Consider the following 16,391-nt stretch of genomic DNA (forward strand, 5'->3'; position numbering starts at 1 on the left):
TTGTCAGTGTCCTGGCCGAAGACCCTGGTTAGTCCAGTGTGCCCGCCGCGGCCTGCCGAGCGCTCTCATCCAGTTCGCGTGCGGTGTCCAGCAGGGCCTGGGGGCGACGGGTCACGGTGTGCGCGAGCAGGTGACTGTCCTCTTCGATCCAGCTGGGACCAAAGCGCACCCCCATGGCCATGACACGCATGGCCTGGGCTGTGGCAGCAAAGACGGGAGCCAGATCATCCTCGTTGGCGTAGCCAGCCAGCACGCCCTCGATACCCCGAATCACCTCGGAGAGAGGTGGCTGCACATCGGCATCCAAACCCTTCTCTCGCATCGCCTCAACACCCTCGTGGTAGCGCTCCTCGATCACCTCGGGGTTCATCTGGTGCCACTGCCACAGCAGGTAGACGCGCCAGAGAGCTCCGGGCAGCGTGAACTCGGGTGAGCGCGCCCAGGCGGCGGCGATAATATCAACACCTTCGGAGCGAACCGAGGACTGCAGTTGGGCTACTGCCTTTTCATCAAAGTCTCCGCTGGTCACACCCAGCAGGGCCCAGGCGGTGGTGTGGGCAATCTCGGACTCAGCTGCCGGATCCTCGTCCCCGACAATCATTTCCGCATCAGCTTGCTCCAGTGACGCGGGACGACGGAATGACCTTTCAGACATGGGCTTCCTCCTCAAAATCGTGGGTACTGGATATCTTGGTGGGTAAACCGCGGGACATCTTCGTAGCCTGAGACTCTTTACTCTAGGGCCCTAATTCTACGGTACCGCAGGGCTAATTGCTTCTGGTCAGAGAACGTACTGCGGCAACAGTTTCCTCTACAACCTGCTCTGAGGTGCCGGTTTTGCCAGACCTCGGAGCACGGAAATGCACTTCGCTCAAACCAGCAGACCTGATGACCTGAGCGATGTTGTGGGCACGCAGCCCCCCGGAACCGATCACAGCCAGGTCCGGTTGCGCGTTCCTATAGGCTCCGAGGGCGGCCGGGTTTGCCAAGCCCGTTGTCGACCCTGCGCTAAGAATCCCCGTGTAACCAAGTTTAGAGAGTAGTCCGAGGGCGGCGGTGGGTTCGGCAAGTTCGTCAAACGCGCGGTGGAAAATCAGGCTGTGCTCCCCCGCGGCTTCCCGCCAGCGCTGTGCGCCAGCCTGGTTAATGACGGCACCATCGGGTCCCCGCTCTAGGCCACCGACGACGAACCCCAGGGGGACCTCAGCTCCCGAGAACGTCCTCCTGATTTGCTCAATCAGTCTCGCCTGCTCCTCGACCTCGTCCTCGGACAGAAAGAAGCTCTCCCGGTTCTCCCGCACCAGGACCCGCACGCCGTGGGTTGGCGCGACCGCAAGCGCCTTTCCAATCGACTCCAGGGAGGGAGTCAAGCCCCCGACGTCCAGTTCGCGGCAAAGCTCGACACGGTCGGCACCCTTCCTACCTGCGATCTCTACCCCGGCGACGTCATCTACACAGACCTCGATGATCACCACGACCGCCTCTCTTCAACGATCCTCCACGCTAGCCGAGATTCACGTATGGTCGGAAGGGTCGGCAAAAACTTCGAGAAAGAGGCATGGCGTTGGCACTGAAGGGTAAAGAAGTCTCGACGGCACGGGTCATCAACATTGTGCTGACGTGCATCACACTGGTCCTGTTGATAGTCATCATCTGGATTGATGTCACCTCCTCCGTGTGGCAGGAAACGGTGATCCTCTCCGGCGTCGCAGCTGGTTTCGTAACCTTCCTTTTCACCGCCCTGTTTCTAGAACGTGCCCTTGCTCGGCGCGAACACCTCAAGTGGGCTCCCGTCACCCTGCTGGCCCTGGCCGATATCCTGCACACTGTCGCCGATGATAAGGAAAGCGATATTCACAGGGGGCAGGTTGTCGCACGCTCCCTGGCTCTCCCGACCTCAACGGATCCTGGGGTGCTGGACGATCTCCTCGTGAATGTGGTTCATGAGCGCGATGAGATTGCCGTGACGCTTTCCCGCTGGTCCCAGTTCTTGGCTTCGAGTGCCGATGTCCAGGTTCTCATGAACCACATCGCAGACCTGGCTATTCACCTGGATGTCGTTCGGGATCGCACGATCGAGGTCGAACGCGGTGAGTCCAACCTTGAGTCGCTGCGGGACGAGGTGGAGAACTACAACCAGACCACCGTAAAGGTCATCGCAGAGATCCTCTCGATTCAGTCCCAGGTTCAGGCCGAGGCCGCCTAGGCCTCTTCGAAGCGGTACCCCACTCCACGAACCGTGCTGATCAGCTTGGTCTCTGAGCCCTCCGGGGTGATCCGCTTCCGCAGTCTCTTAACGTGGACATCCAGGGTTCGCTGGTCACCGAAGAAGTCGGCCCCCCACACCTGGTTGAGCAGGTGGGTGCGGGAGACTACCCGCCCACTGTTCCTCATCAGTTCCCTCAGCAGTTGGAACTCTTTGAGTGGCATCTCGACCTCGACCCCACCCGCGGTCACGGTGTGGCGCCCGGAGTCGAGAACTACAGAACCGACCTCAAGAACCTCGTCCTCCGGGTCCTCAAAGTCGACCCCCGCGGGCCGTGACCGTCGCATCACCGAACGGATTCGAGCAATCAGCTCCCTGGAAGAGTACGGCTTGGTGACGTAATCGTCGGCGCCGACCTCTAGGCCGACGACCTTATCAATCTCCGCTCCGCGCGCGGTGAGCATGATGATGGGAACATCGGAGGTGAGTCGCACCCGTTGACACACCTCAATCCCCGACATTTCCGGCAGCATGACATCAAGCAGGATGATGTCGGGCTCCTTACGGGAGAACTCCTTTAACGCAGAGAGTCCGTCGGACACCACCTTGACCTTGAAACCCTCCTCCTCAAGCAGGAATGACAGTGGCAGCGCAATCGCTGCCTCGTCCTCGACAAGAAGTAGGCGTTTTCTCATGGGTGCTCCCCCTGTTCGGTCTCAGTCGACGCTACTGGAACCGCCGGCATTGAGAAAGTGAAGGTTGCTCCAGCGCCCGGCTGAGAGATGACGGTAACGTCACCGCCCATGCGACGGGCCGTGTTGCGCGCGATGGACAGACCCAGTCCGGTTCCCCCGGCTGAGCGATTGCGGGCCGGGTCAACCCGGAAGAAACGCTGAAAGACCTGCTGCTGCATGGCGGTTGGGATACCCTCTCCCAGATCGGTAACGGAGGCCGTTGCACACTCCCCCTGCCGCCGAACCTCAACTGTCACCGACGTGTGGGTAGGGGCGTAGCGAATCGCGTTCTCCACCAGGTTGCCAAGCGCCACCTCAAACTGCTGGCTGGTGTCCCAGGCCCGGAGCAGCTCACCCGCTGGGGTGTGAACCAGGGTGACACCAACCTGTTCGGCGAGGGCCGCGTGACCGGCAACCACCTCACGAACGGCCTCATCGACCTCGAAGGAATGCTGCTGAGCCGCATCATCAACGCCGTGGGTAGCGTGCTGCACCTCGGAGAGAAGAACTATGTCACGGGTGAGCGAGGTGAGACGACCGGCTTCTTCAACCAGGGACTGGGCGAACACCTCGGAACGGCTCCCCTGCTTTACGGTCTTGGCCAGCGCTTCTGCGAGTAGGGAGATGGCTGCGGCGGGAGTGTTCAACTCGTGGCTGGCATTCGCGATGAAGTCCTCGCGCAGGGCGGCGGTCTGGTAGCGCTCCATCTGGTCGATGATGATGGCCGCCACCTTCGGTCCGGGAAGTGGCATCAGATAGATGTCTTCGGGGTACTCGACACTGGCGGGACGCGAGGTGGCCTCCCCGGTGAGGAAGCTTTCCATCAGCGCCCGCTGGAACCACTCCTGTCTGGTCACCCGGCGAACTAGGCCCTGGCTTGCCTCGTAGGCCGGGTTGACATAGGTGCGCCGCATTGACTCGCCAAAAACCACCGCGGGCATCGGAATCGTAGCCAAGAGCGCCTCGGTGGTGGGATCCAGCTTCTCCCGTGTCGGGGGTACCCTCTCGAGGCGCCGCATAGTCAGGATGACCAGGCCTGCCGTAGCGAGCAGGGAAAGGAAGACCCCGGCGGCGATCAACACCGCCATAAGCTGTCTATCCATGGGTCTATTTTAGGCCGCCAGCTTTTCTGAACCTTATCTGCGCCCACCATCAAGCAGAGTTCAGCAAATCTTCACCGTTCGTTCACACTCTGTTCACATTGGTTCAAACCCAGGTTCACACGGGGTCGAAACACTTGGAGCATGAGCAAACGAAAGAATCTGCTTCGCGCCGCGGCCCTGGTCGCAGCCCTTCCCCTGGCCCTGGCTGGTTGCGCTGCCAATGAGCAGGCCACCCCCGACACTTCGACAGAAGGTGCTGAGTCTGGCGCCGTCTCCTCTGCCATCTCGGGGATCTACAGTGGCGCAGGCGCCTCTTCACAGGAAGCCGCACAGGCCTCCTGGGTGGCCGCCTTCCAAACCGCCAACCCGGATGTCACCATCAACTACAACCCGGTTGGTTCCGGTGCCGGTCGCAAGCAGTTCATCGAGGGGGCCGTGGCCTTCGCCGGCTCGGACTCCTACCTGTCCGAAGATGAACTGACCTCTACCTTCACCCCCTGCGCAGCTGACACCGATGTTCTCAGCCTGCCTGTTTACATTTCCCCGATCGCAGTTGCCTTCAACCTTGAGGGTGTCGATGCCCTCAACCTTGACGCCGAGACGATCGCAGCCATTTTCAAGGGTTCAATCACCTCGTGGAACGATGCTGCCATCGTTGCCCTGAACCCCGGTACCGAACTGCCGGAACAGCCGATCACGGTTGTCTACCGATCAGATGACTCGGGTACCACCAAGAACTTCGCGGCCTACCTGTCTGATAACGCGGACACCATCTGGGATGCCGAGCCTGAGGACAAGTTCCCCTACTCCTTTGCAGGAGCCGAAGGAGCACAGGGGACCTCGGGGGTAGTTCAGGCGATCTCCGCTGGAACCGGCACCATCGGCTACGCCGATGCCTCCAAGGTCGCCGACCTGGCGACCGTTGCCCTCAGGGTTGGCAATGAGTTCGTTCCCTACTCAGCCGCAGGTGCCGCAAAGGTGGTTGAGGTTTCCCCGGTCGTTGAGGGTCGCTCGACCCACGACATCGCCATCGACCTCGACCGCACCACCACCGAGTCGGGTTCATACCCACTGGTCCTTATCTCTTACCTGCTGGTGTGCCAGCAGTACGAGGACCCCGCCACAGCCGAGTTCATCAAGGCCTACGCGGGCTACATCGTCAGCCCCGAGGGACAGCAGGCCGCTGCGGCAGGTGCCGGTTCAGCCCCACTCTCGGAAGCCACCACCACCAAGGTAGTTGAGTCCATTGACAGTATTGGCTAACGAAAATGCCAAGGTCGACCGCCCCAACCCGGGTTCCCATGCCTCCCATGTCTTTGCTGACAGGGCGTTCAAGGGACTCGCGGTGGGGGCGGGCGCCCTCATTCTGGCGATCCTCGGGTTCGTCACCGTCTTCCTGCTTGCCGAGGCCTGGCCGGCATTTATCGCGGGGGATGAGGTCGGAGGCGCGCAGCCCCAGAGCATCTGGCAGTACGTAGCCCCGTTCGCCTTCGGGACTCTCTGGGTGGCTCTGCTCGCCCTCATCCTGGCCACCCCGGTGGCCATCGGTGTCGCACTGTTCATCTCCCACTATGCGCCGCGCAAGCTGGCGACTCCCCTCGGCTACCTGGTGGACCTGCTGGCTGCGGTACCCTCCGTGGTTTTCGGCCTCTGGGGCATCCTGGTGCTGGCACCTCTGATGCAGCCGATCTACGTCTGGCTCAACAGGTACTTCGGATGGACTGCCTTCTTTGAGGGCCCCGTCTCCGGAACTGGACGAACCGTGCTCACCATCGCCATCGTCCTCGCCGTGATGATCCTTCCGATTATGACGGCGGTGTGCCGCGAGTTGTTCCTGCAAACTCCACCCCTCCAGGAGGAGGCCGCATTGGCTCTGGGAGCCACCCGCTGGGAGATGATCCGCCTGGCAGTTCTTCCCGGCGCCCGCAGCGGAATCATCTCCGCCATGATGCTGGGCCTCGGCCGCGCTCTCGGTGAAACCATGGCCGTCGCCATGGTTCTCTCCCCCGCGGCGGTCATCTCATTCGCCCTCATCACCACCCAGAACCCGAACACCATTGCGGCCAACATCGCCCTCAACTTTCCGGAGGCTTTTGGCCTGCAGATCAACACCCTGATCGCCACCGGTTTGGTGCTCTTTGCGATCACGTTGGTCATCAACATCGGGGCCCGCTGGGCCATTTTGCGTCGGGCCCAGTTCTCAGGAGCAAACGCATGAGTGAAGACATTCGTACCCCCAGGGGGACCTCGAAGACCGACCGTCCCTCGGAACTGGCGGCGGCGGGCCCCGCCATCCTCGCGGAGATCATTGCGCTGCCCGAGCTGGCACACGACTCTCACCGCAGCGTGCCCCTCCCCCCAGCGCCCTCCCCCTTCAAGACCGACAGGGCCGACCGCGACCTTCGCGCGCGCCGACGAAAGAACCGTCTGGCGACCATCGCCGTCTACGGGACGTTCGTCCTCGCCATGATTCCGCTGGCATCCCTGGTCTTTACGGTCGTGTCGCGCGGCGCCGAACGCTTCGATACCACCTTCTTCACCAACTCGATGAGGAACATCGTCGGGGACGGCGGAGGCGCCCTGCACGCGCTGGTCGGAACCCTGGAGATCACGGGCCTGGCGGCCCTCATTTCGGTTCCCATTGGCCTGATGACTGCAATCTATCTGGTTGAGTACGGGAGGGGCCGACTGGCGCGGGCCGTAACCTTCTTCGTGGATGTCATGACCGGCATTCCCTCGATTGTGGCCGGCCTCTTCGCCTATGCCCTCTTCCTGCTGGTGTTCGGGCCGGGTTCGCAAAATGGGGTGGCCGGGGCGATTGCGCTCTCCGTCCTCATGATCCCCGTAGTCGTTCGCTCCTGTGAAGAAATGCTGCGCCTAGTTCCGAACGAACTGCGTGAGGCCTCCCTTGCCCTCGGGGTCCCCCGCTGGCGCACCATCACCAAGGTCGTCCTCCCCACCTCAATGGCCGGCATCGCCACCGGTGTGATGCTGGCGGTGGCCCGCGTCATCGGTGAAACCGCCCCCCTGCTGGTCGCCGTGGGCTTCACCCAGTCGATGAACTACTCCCTGACCGACGGGCCGATAATGACGCTTCCGGTCTTCGTCTACAACTCCTACATGTCGCAGGGCGTGGATGCCGCCGCCTACGTCGACCGCGCCTGGACCGGCGCCCTCACCCTGATCCTCATTGTTATGGCCCTGAATCTGGTTGCACGCCTGATTGCTTCCCGTTTCAGGCCGAAAGGAAGCCGCTGAGCATGGCTATGCAGATTGATACCCAGAACCTCAATGTCTACTACGGTGACTTCCTCGCCGTAGAGGACGTCACCATGACCATTGCGCCGCGTTCGGTCACCGCCCTCATCGGGCCCTCCGGCTGCGGGAAGTCCACCTTTCTGCGCACCCTAAACCGTATGCACGAGGTCGTACCCGGCGGGCGCGTCGAAGGTACGGTCATGGTGAATGGCGAAGACCTCTACGGGGCGAAGGTCGACCCGGTGGATGTTCGGCGCAATGTGGGCATGGTGTTTCAGCGCCCCAATCCCTTCCCCACCATGTCGATCGCAGACAACGTTCTGGCGGGCGTGAAACTCAATGGTGGACGACTCTCGAAGTCTGAGTCGGCGGCGATCGTCGAGAAGGCTCTGCGGGGAGCCAACCTCTGGGAAGAGGTCAAGGACCGCCTCGACAAACCCGGATCGTCCCTGTCGGGCGGACAGCAGCAACGCCTCTGCATTGCACGTGCGATTGCCGTGGAGCCCGAAGTGATCCTGATGGATGAGCCCTGCTCCGCCCTCGACCCCATCTCAACCCTGGCGATTGAAGACCTCATCGGTGAGTTGAAAGAGGACTACACCATCGTCATCGTCACACACAACATGCAGCAGGCAGCCCGAGTGTCAGACAAGACCGCCTTCTTCAACCTGGCGGGCGCGGGAAAGCCGGGCCGACTGGTGGAGTTTGATGACACCTCACGGGTCTTCTCAGCCCCGAAACACCAGGAGACAGCAGACTACGTCTCCGGCAGGTTCGGTTAGCCCCACGGCGGGGGCTAACCACCCCCGCTGCTAGATGTGCCAGTTCGTCTGGCGTCCCAGCGTCCCTGAGTAGTTCTCCAGGGGCGCTGCCTGCAGTTCAGCCAGCTCCTTGGTGAGGGCATCCCGACGCTCCTCAAATACTTCCCGGCGATCCTCAGTGGCACCATGGGGTCGCGAAAGGAAGTCCTCAACCGCCGCAACTGACCTGGTCAAGAAGGCGATATGACCATCCTTCTCAGACTGGAGGCGCTCACGGTACCAGTCCGAAGCCAGGATTGACTCCCGCTCAAACTGCGCGCGGAACTCTGGGTCCTTCAGCGTCAGGCCATCGGCGGTTTCCCCGTTGGCCATCACCTCAAGGAGGGCGCGAATCGGGGGGATGCCGAGGGCGATGGTGCCGTCATCAATGTAGGACTGAGCCACACGCCTGTGGGTCTTGACGATGGTCGCAATCGACTCTGCGTAGACCTCTTCGTCCTGGAGCTCCGGAGCCAGCATGGCCGGGGTGAAGACCAGGTTCGGGTGCAGGAAAATGCGTCCGAAGTACTTGGTCGCAAACCTCTCGGTCATGCGGTAGCCGAGGCGACTGGCCGGAACCTCTTCACCATTGATGACCAGGTCCGGAACCGGCTCCAGGGCGCCCTCGGCAATCAGGTTGGCAGCCTTACGTTCATCGTCGTTCATACGTGAGAACAGCTCTGGGATCAGCATCGAGATGTCGTGATCAACCTTCACCTTGGGGCCGACGTAGCCGGCACTGGAGAGCCAACCATCGTAGCCGGTGAGCGCGAACGAGAGCAGGGCCGCATTGAGGTCGACGATAGAGGGAAGGGCGTTGAACGGTCCCTTGGTCATCGCACCCTCTGAACCGGCACCCGTGGTCGAGGGCGACTTTCCGGTCATGGAGGAAATGAACTCCATGAACAGCTCGGGAAGTTCCATGTAGTGCAGCGGTCCGTAGGAGGCGAGCGGGGGCACCCCATTTTCAGCGGGGTTGTTGCGACGTCCGGCCACGACGATGTCCACCGGTTGCTTGAACTCAGCATCCATGGGCACCCGCGCGTACAGGCGCGAGGCCAGGTCGGCGTTGGCGGTGGCGAGGGGGTGGGCCAGGTCGGGGCGAATCTGCAGGTAGCGCGGGTTCTTCGACGGCTTGCCATCAACAATGCGCGGCTGTGAGGAGGAGACGACGTAGGCCGGCTGATCCTTCGGACCGAAGGCCGCCTGCTTGATTACCTTACGCATCGGCTTCGTAAACTGGCTGAAACCAACCGCATCCTCGACCATGGCCACTGCCTGTTCCCGTGTCAGTGCCTCGTAGTTCGAGAGGAAGACGCCGGGACCCGCAATATCCTTCTCAGCCTGCTTGTCGTACCCGCGGATAATCGCGTCATCCGGGCGCTGGAACAGCAGGTTCTCGCAGTTGTCCACGTACTTGCGTGAAGGGGCGCCGTCCTTACCGGGAACCACGATGGAGGCGGTGATATCGTCCTCAGTCTGGACCTTGGCTGCGGGGTGGAAGTCATAGCGCAAACCGAACAGACGCCACGAACCGTCCTCTTCGTAGCCCACGCGAAGCATGGAGACACGCACCTTGTCCCGGTCGGCATGCACCATGGTGCCCTTGCGGCCGTTGACCATCCCGGTGGTGAAGTGGCTGGCCCAGTCATCGCCCCACTCGGGCTGGTAGTAGCGCTTGACGATCAAAACCAACTCAATGATGTACCCGGGCAGGGTGTTGAGCCACGCATTGTACTCATCGGTGTAATCAGGGCTCGGGGTGAGCAGCTTGACGACGGAGCCAATCGACCGCTTATCCGAGAGGACGGAGCGACTGTCAGCGCTGATGTTCGCCGGATCGATGAAGCGGTTGGTGAAGTCCTTTTCGAGGATCTCAGCCACGCGCGCCATATCCGCATCGAAGTCGGGCGAGTAGGAGTCCCCGTTGATGACAGCATCGGTGATGGCCTTTGAAATTTCAGACTTGCCGCCACCGGAAACCGTGGCCGGCTTGTGGCAGGTGGTGGAGCGCGGCGATGTGCCGATCAGGGTCCACTGGGTCGGATCATTCTCTATTTGCATCAGCTGGGTGTAGTAGCCATCCGGGGCAACATAGAGCTTCTCGCTGCGCAGCGGGATCGACTGGGTCTGCCCCTCGTGCTCCCACGACACCGAGTTGTCCCACAGCGAGTAGGTTGCACCCGCCGGCACCAGGATGTTTCGCTCATCCTCGAGGTCGAGGACGTACCCCTCGGGCTGGGTAGCAAAGCGCTGCGGGTCGCGCCAGACAACCTCTGCAAGCGAGTAGGAGGTATCGGACTCCTTGTCCGTGAAGTGCTGACCGAGGTTGTAACGCGGGTAGACCCTCGCCCCACCCGCGTGCTCCTCCTCGACCTCACCAAACAGGTTGGCGGAGTAGGAAATCTGCGCCTTTACTTCCTTCTTGCAGTAGCCGAAGTAGTTGTCGGCAATGACGGTGGTGATGACACCGCGTTCGTCACGCGCACACACCTTGAATGCGGAACCACCGTTGTAAAGCTCGTCCGAATCTTCCCAGCACATGCCATCGCGGCGCTGACGCTCCGTCGCGTCCTCCCACTTCGGCAGGCCCAGTTCCTTCTTGGTCACCTTCGTCAGGTGGGGGGCAAGGACGACGAGGCCGGTGGTTCCCGTCCACGAGTCGGGATCGAGCGAGGCATCAAACTCAGGCACGTAGGGATCGCCGCCGTTGCCAAAGATTCCCTCAACGAAGTCGAGGTTCGCCACCAGGGAACCCGGGGCGATGAAACGCACCTCCATGGTGCGCTCAGCACTGAACTTCGGCACCTCCGGGACCACCACGGGTCGCAGCTGGAGGGAGACCCACGCGCCAACCGGATTTTCCGAATCAGAGCTGTAAGGAAGGGTCATGGCGTCTTCTGGCGGCTGGAAGGCACGCTCCATCAAACGGCCAAACACCGCGCGCGGGACCTCAATCTTGTCATCCTGAACCGGCAGTCCCCCGTCGGCAATGTGAAAGACGCCCTTGGTGGTACGGCGGTCATTGGCGGGGTTGTGGAGGACACCGTTGAGGGTGCGGTACGAGGTCAGCAGATCCGACTCAAACTTATCCCCACCAATTGGCAGCGACAGGGTGCGAGCCAGACCCGGCTGGTCGAGGACGAAGGTGACGCGCGGCAACTGGGGTGAGACCCCGGTGCCATCCAGATAGGAATCAAGGAACGACTGAATCCGGCTGTCAACCGCCGAAAGTCGGTGTGAGAGCCTGCGGTCCATTTCCCGCTGACGCGCAATTATCGGCTGCACCAGCTTCGCTTCATCCGTTGCACTTGCAACAGATGGGATCGGTAAACCGATTAGGTTCAGTCGAAGATTTACGGCCGCGATATCCAGATTGTTCTCCATGCCCCAAGCTTAGGCTCCCCCGTCGAGGCAGGGAGGTACCTGTCTTAGATCCATGCGATAGGTAGTATTCCCAGGCCCGCCTGAGAATCTAGTCACCATGAGTTTGGGGGTGTTTTTCGCCAAAGGTCCCAGAGACGCCGCAAGCTTTCAGTTAAACCACCGACTCTCTGTGACCACTCTGGATGACCAGCGTCACTTCCCATCGAAAACCCTTGCAATCAAAGGTAAATTTCAGGTGTTTTGATTGGCCAGGCAGGGGCGTTGACTCCCGGAGGGTTCAGTGATGAGTAAGGTTCCGACTTCTGAGAAGCCGAAAGTGGTCGGAAGACCAAAGATGACCGGCAGCACCCTAGCGAACCTGCTGGTGGTCGTCGCCATCATCTTCATCCCCCTCATGTACGGCGGCGTACTCACCTCCGCCTACCAGGACCCGGTCGGGCGCATCAACCACATCCAGGCTGCCGTGGTTAACGAGGACACCCCGTATCAGGCGCAGCTGGTCTCCGGTGAGACCGAAACCGTCGATGTCGGCGCCATGCTGACGGACGCCCTCGTCAATCCGGCAGAGGGCGAGGACACCGGCTTTACCTGGCACGCCATGACCGCGCAGGAAGCCGAGAAGGACATTCTGGACGAGTCGATCCGAGCCATCCTCTACATCCCCGCCGATCTCTCCCAGCAGGTGGCGCAGATCGGTACGGCCGAGGCCGCCCAGACGATCCCCTCCCAGATCAGGCTCGTCACCGATGACGGCATCAACTACCTTTCCGGAACCCTGGCCATGACCGTGGCGGCAACCCTCGAGGACCGCATCACCTCAGAGGCATCGGCAACGTACGCCGAGGCCCTTCTGGGCTCACTCGGGACCATCCGCACCGGCATGGGAACCGCCGCAGACGGGGCTACCCAGCTGACAGATGGTTCGACCACCCTGGCCAGCGGCCTCACCCAGCTGAACGAGGGCGCTGCAAGCGCAGCCACCGGATCGAACACGCTGTCTGACGGCGCCGACCAGCTGGCAGCCGGTCTGAACCAAATGGCGGATCAGGTTCCAGCCCTTCAGGAGGGCGTCAGCGCCCTCGACAGCGGCACCGCGCAGCTTGCCGGTGGAGCCAGTTCCCTGAACAGCGGGCTGAACCAGTACACCTCCGGCGTCGACCAGGTGGCAGCCGGAGCCAGCACGCTGCGCTCCCAAACCCCTGAGCTGGCGCAGGGGATTGCAGAACTCCAGGACGGCTCTGCCCAGGTCGCTGCGGGTAACAAGCAGCTGGACGAGACATTCAAGAAGATCAGTGAGCCGATCGCCGGCCTCGCCCCCATTCCCGGCGAGATTCGCGACCTCCTGACCGGACTTTCAGGCAACATTGCTGGACTCTACGAAAAGTGCGTCGCCCAGAACGGAGCCTCCGACCCCCTCTGCCTCCTCGTTGAACAGCTGACAACACACCAGGACGAGATCCTCGGAAAGATCGATGACATCACCGCCAATGCTGACGAGGCGATTGCCGGTGTGGCTGCGGCACAGGACGCCATGGACCAGCTGGCCGACGGATCCGAACAGGTCAGCCAGGGTCTCACCAACCTCAAGTCCTCAGTGGGATCGACCTCGGACACCGCTACCAACAAGACTGTCCTCGGAGCAATCAACTCCATTGATGACGGGCTGACGACGCTTGCGGGCAACTCGCAGTCCCTGCGCAGTGGCGCAGAGCAGCTGCTGGCCGGCAGCCAGGCACTAAAGGATGGAACCGGCACACTCTCCTCCAAGGTTCCCACCCTGGTGGACGGTGTCACGCAGCTGGACTCCGGAGCCGGTGAACTGGCGTCGGGCGCCACGGAACTGAGCACAGGTCTCGGTACTCTCGCAGAGGGAATCTCCACAGCGGCCGACGGTTCCAAGTCCCTCGTGCAGGGTAGCGAACAGCTCAGGGATGGTCTGGTTGAGGGCGAGGCACAGATCCCCAACTACTCATCCTCGGAAGCCAATGAGATCGCTGCGACCTCATCCAATCTTCTTGAGATCACCCCGGTTCGCGACCATGAGGTAGCCGGCACCGGAGCCGGCTTCAGCCCCATGTTCCTCTCCCTGGCCCTCTGGGTCGGCGGCATCGCAATCTTCCTGGTGCTGCCCGCCCTCGACCGCCGTCCCGGTCCCGGAGAAACCTGGTGGATGGCTGCGGCGCGTCCCGCTGCCACGGCATCGATCTTCGCGGTGGCACAGGCAACCTTGGCTGTTGTCCTCACGAACCTGCTGGTTGAACTGCACGCCGCTCAGATCTGGGGCATGATCGGCATCGCCGTCCTCGCCTCGCTGACATTCGTCGCCATCAACCAGGCGTTCATCGCCACCATGGGTTACCGGGGGCGGTTCGTCTCGATCGTCCTCCTGCTGCTGCAGATCGCGTCGATGGGGGCCACGTTCCCGATCGAAACGATGCCCAGGTTCTTCAACTGGATCCACCCGCTGCTTCCGATGACCTACACCCAACTGTCGTTCCGGGCCATGATCGCCGGCAGCGGTAGGCCGGGCATCATCGGCGCCACCGTGGTGGTCCTGCTGATCTGGATGGCCGTGGCGGTCGCCCTCATCCTGCTTGGTGCCTACCTGCGCGAACGCAACCACCCGCTGCCCTACGACGCCGCACTGCTGCCTGACAACTACCCGAACGAGGACGAGGTCGGGGCAGCCACGCTGGCACAGCGCCGCGACATTAAGAAGGAACTAGTCGAGTTCGCTCGGGCACGTCTGGCTTGGATCGACTCCCGGGGGGCGGGTCACGCCTCTTTGGGAACGCTAGGTCCCCGATCGACTTCTGAGGAGAACTCCGAGGACGACCCGGCCGTTGAGCCGGCGGACGTGGTTGAGGAAACCAAGGAAATCGAGGAGGTTGAGGAGCCCTCGAAGGAGGAAGCCACAACGCCCTCGGCCAAGCAGTCCTAGGGGGTCAGAAGCCTTCGCACCAGGGCCTGGGCCCTGGTGACGGCCCACTTTGCCGGAACAGTCTGCATTCTTCTTGCTGCCGAGATCTATCCACTGCTGGCCCGCCGTCCCGAGCTGTACATCATGGCCCGCATCTACACCCTGGCGGCACACCTGCTGATTCGGGCCTGCTGGGACATCTTCCCCGTTATCATGCCGATCTCGGTCTTCGATCCGGTCTTCAACCACTGGTGGGGGTCTTCAACGCCGTCATCGCAGTCGCGTACGTCTTCTGGTTCACCTGGCAGCTCAACACCGGAAAGGCCTCCGTGTCCTTCCGCAGGGGCAGTGCCCGTCAGGCTTACATCGACAGCCACCCGGAAGAGATGCGCCGTCTGGAAGAGGACCGGGACCTGCAGAACGGCTAGGGCGCGAACTACTTCGCTCGGTTCCTGTTCACCGCCACGGTCAAGAGCATTACCGAGTCGTCGAGTGCTTCCACCGCGTGAAATGCGGGAGGGATGATGAGAAAATCTCCCTCCCGCATTTCCTGTTTTGAGCCGTCCTCGGTATTCACCAGCCGAACGTGACCCCGCAGGACCTGCAGGGTGGCTTCGCCCGGACTGGCGTGTTCAGCCAGTTCCGCCCCCGACCTGAGGGCAATCAAGGTCTGACGCAACGAGTGCTCATGACCCCCGTAGATGGTGTGGGCGGCCCGCCCCGAGGATGTTTCACGGGCTCTTTCAAGTTCTACTTCGCCAAGTTCTGTTAGTGAGATCATGCTCACACCATAGGGGGGGAGAACTGCCACCAATCCAGAGGGGGTCCGCCGCCGGTTAACTAACCAAAGATTGCGACCATCTGCTCGGCGGCCTTCAAGCCCGACCCAGTCAGCACAACAACCGTGGTCTGCTCCGGTTTGATCACGCCTGTAGCAATGAAGTGCTCAAGGGTTGCCGCAGCAACGGCGCTGGTTGGTTCGGCATAGAGTCCGCGCCTGGCAAGACCCCGCGTTGCACTGGTGATCTCGTCCTCGGGAACCGCATATCCCAGGCCTCCGGAACGCCGCACTGCGTCAACGACCTCGGGCAGCCGCACCGGATGCGCAATCGAAGCGCCCTCAGCGCTGGTCGACGACCTCGGTTTTCTAGATGCGGGATCGACCTCGTTCACCGTATCCACAATGGTGGCCCAAGACTCTGGTTGCCCCACGAGCAGTCGCGGACGCTTCTCAATCGCCCCGGACTCCAACAACTCTGTAAATGCTAGGTCGCAGCCGAGGACGAGGCTGCCCGAACCCGCTACCATAACCACATTATCGGGGGCTTGGAAGCCAAGCATCTCCCACATCTCGTAGCCCAGGGTCTTGATGCCCTGGATGAACATGGGGTGCCAGTTGTGACTGGCATAGGGGATGGACTCAGACTGGCGGACTGCTTCGGCAGCGACCTCGTCCCGGGCCCCTGGAACCCGTTCGACCTCGGCCCCAAAAGCGCGGGCCTGCAGGATCTTGGCCTCTGAGGTTGAGGCCGGAACGATGATCTTGGCCCGGATTCCCGCGGCCGCGGCGTAGGCGGCGACGGATGAACCCCCGTTGCCCGAACTATCTTCGAGGACGTCCCGGGCCCCCAGGGAACGAAGGTGGGAGATCATCACGCTCACGCCCCGGTCCTTGAAGCTGGAGGTGGGGTTGAACCATTCCAGCTTGAAGTGGATCCGCAGTCCTGACCATTCGCCTTCGACCAGCGGGGTGTACCCCTCCCCCAGGCTCACGGCCCCGGCAACATCAACCGGAAGAACTCGGTGGTATCGCCAAATCGACCGCCGACCCGTATCGACCTGCTCCCTGGTTAACCCGACCAAAGGGGTCACGGCCAGGGGAGTACCGTCTTCGCCCCGCCATCTTGGATCGGACAGCTCATACAGGTTGCCTGAGCGATCGACAAGCCGGGGTGTTGGCACATCAGCTGCTAGTTTCACTTT

General features: G+C 61.9%; 14 protein-coding genes. 7 read left to right on the forward strand and 7 right to left on the reverse strand.

What is annotated here, in order from left to right:
• Positions 1–28: 28 nt before the first annotated feature.
• Both CS903_RS04570 and CS903_RS04575 read right to left on the reverse strand, forming a co-directional pair.
• Complete coding sequence (locus CS903_RS04570) at positions 29–655, reverse strand: hypothetical protein (protein ID WP_099332379.1); 627 nt, start codon at positions 653–655, stop codon at positions 29–31.
• Positions 656–767: 112 nt separating this feature from the next.
• On the reverse strand, positions 768–1,475 hold the full coding sequence (locus CS903_RS04575; protein WP_099332380.1) for a copper homeostasis protein CutC: 708 nt from the start codon (positions 1,473–1,475) through the stop codon (positions 768–770).
• A gap of 83 nt (positions 1,476–1,558) precedes the next feature.
• Here CS903_RS04575 and CS903_RS04580 point away from each other — a divergent pair, with 83 nt between their 5' ends.
• Positions 1,559–2,206 carry a hypothetical protein gene (locus CS903_RS04580; protein ID WP_099332381.1) on the forward strand — a complete coding sequence of 216 codons (648 nt, stop codon included), beginning with the start codon at positions 1,559–1,561 and terminating at the stop codon, positions 2,204–2,206.
• On the opposite strand, the gene CS903_RS04585 is transcribed toward CS903_RS04580, so the two are convergent.
• Together CS903_RS04585 and CS903_RS04590 are read right to left on the reverse strand one after the other, a co-directional pair.
• Positions 2,203–2,901 carry a response regulator gene (locus CS903_RS04585; protein ID WP_099332382.1) on the reverse strand — a complete coding sequence of 233 codons (699 nt, stop codon included), beginning with the start codon at positions 2,899–2,901 and terminating at the stop codon, positions 2,203–2,205. The two genes, CS903_RS04580 and CS903_RS04585, sit on opposite strands and share 4 nt — an antisense overlap.
• The gene (locus CS903_RS04590; protein ID WP_099332383.1) at positions 2,898–4,043 is read right to left on the reverse strand and encodes a sensor histidine kinase; all 1,146 of its coding nucleotides are present in this window, start codon (positions 4,041–4,043) and stop codon (positions 2,898–2,900) included. The genes CS903_RS04585 and CS903_RS04590 overlap by 4 nt, the downstream gene beginning before the upstream one ends.
• A 141-nt stretch (positions 4,044–4,184) precedes the next feature.
• Between CS903_RS04590 and pstS the strand changes: the two genes are divergently transcribed.
• From pstS to pstB, 4 genes are read left to right on the forward strand one after another with little or no spacing between them, the layout of a single operon-like run.
• Positions 4,185–5,306 (forward strand): phosphate ABC transporter substrate-binding protein PstS, encoded by a 1,122-nt coding sequence (gene pstS / locus CS903_RS04595; RefSeq protein WP_099332384.1) that lies wholly within the window; start codon positions 4,185–4,187, stop codon positions 5,304–5,306.
• Positions 5,299–6,261, forward strand: coding sequence for a phosphate ABC transporter permease subunit PstC (pstC, locus tag CS903_RS04600; RefSeq protein ID WP_099332385.1), 963 nt, complete (start codon positions 5,299–5,301; stop codon positions 6,259–6,261). Before pstS ends, pstC begins: the two co-directional genes overlap by 8 nt.
• Positions 6,258–7,301: a phosphate ABC transporter permease PstA gene (pstA, locus tag CS903_RS04605; RefSeq protein WP_099332386.1), complete on the forward strand. Its 1,044-nt coding sequence runs from the start codon at positions 6,258–6,260 to the stop codon at positions 7,299–7,301. The genes pstC and pstA overlap by 4 nt, the downstream gene beginning before the upstream one ends.
• Positions 7,302–7,303: 2 nt before the next feature.
• A complete protein-coding gene (gene pstB, locus CS903_RS04610) occupies positions 7,304–8,083 on the forward strand; it encodes a phosphate ABC transporter ATP-binding protein PstB (protein ID WP_099332387.1) in 780 nt (259 codons plus the stop codon).
• Between the two features lie 30 nt (positions 8,084–8,113).
• Here pstB and CS903_RS04615 read toward each other — a convergent pair whose 3' ends face one another.
• Positions 8,114–11,488: a PPi-type phosphoenolpyruvate carboxykinase family protein gene (locus CS903_RS04615; protein ID WP_099332388.1), complete on the reverse strand. Its 3,375-nt coding sequence runs from the start codon at positions 11,486–11,488 to the stop codon at positions 8,114–8,116.
• A 283-nt stretch (positions 11,489–11,771) separates the two neighbouring features.
• Here CS903_RS04615 and CS903_RS04620 point away from each other — a divergent pair, with 283 nt between their 5' ends.
• Together CS903_RS04620 and CS903_RS09355 are read left to right on the forward strand one after the other, a co-directional pair.
• Complete coding sequence (locus tag CS903_RS04620; RefSeq protein ID WP_099332389.1) at positions 11,772–14,429, forward strand: YhgE/Pip domain-containing protein; 2,658 nt, start codon at positions 11,772–11,774, stop codon at positions 14,427–14,429.
• 230 nt (positions 14,430–14,659) lie between these two features.
• Positions 14,660–14,836: a hypothetical protein gene (locus CS903_RS09355; protein ID WP_164996676.1), complete on the forward strand. Its 177-nt coding sequence runs from the start codon at positions 14,660–14,662 to the stop codon at positions 14,834–14,836.
• 8 nt (positions 14,837–14,844) lie between these two features.
• Here the strand turns inward: CS903_RS09355 and CS903_RS04625 are convergent, their stop codons facing one another.
• The gene (locus tag CS903_RS04625; RefSeq protein WP_099332390.1) at positions 14,845–15,189 is read right to left on the reverse strand and encodes a cupin domain-containing protein; all 345 of its coding nucleotides are present in this window, start codon (positions 15,187–15,189) and stop codon (positions 14,845–14,847) included.
• Positions 15,190–15,248: 59 nt separating this feature from the next.
• Positions 15,249–16,388, reverse strand: coding sequence for a threonine synthase (locus tag CS903_RS04630; protein WP_099332391.1), 1,140 nt, complete (start codon positions 16,386–16,388; stop codon positions 15,249–15,251).
• Positions 16,389–16,391 lie beyond the last annotated feature (3 nt).

Source organism: Actinomyces minihominis (genome assembly GCF_900187855.1).
GTDB lineage: Bacteria > Actinomycetota > Actinomycetes > Actinomycetales > Actinomycetaceae > Scrofimicrobium > Scrofimicrobium minihominis.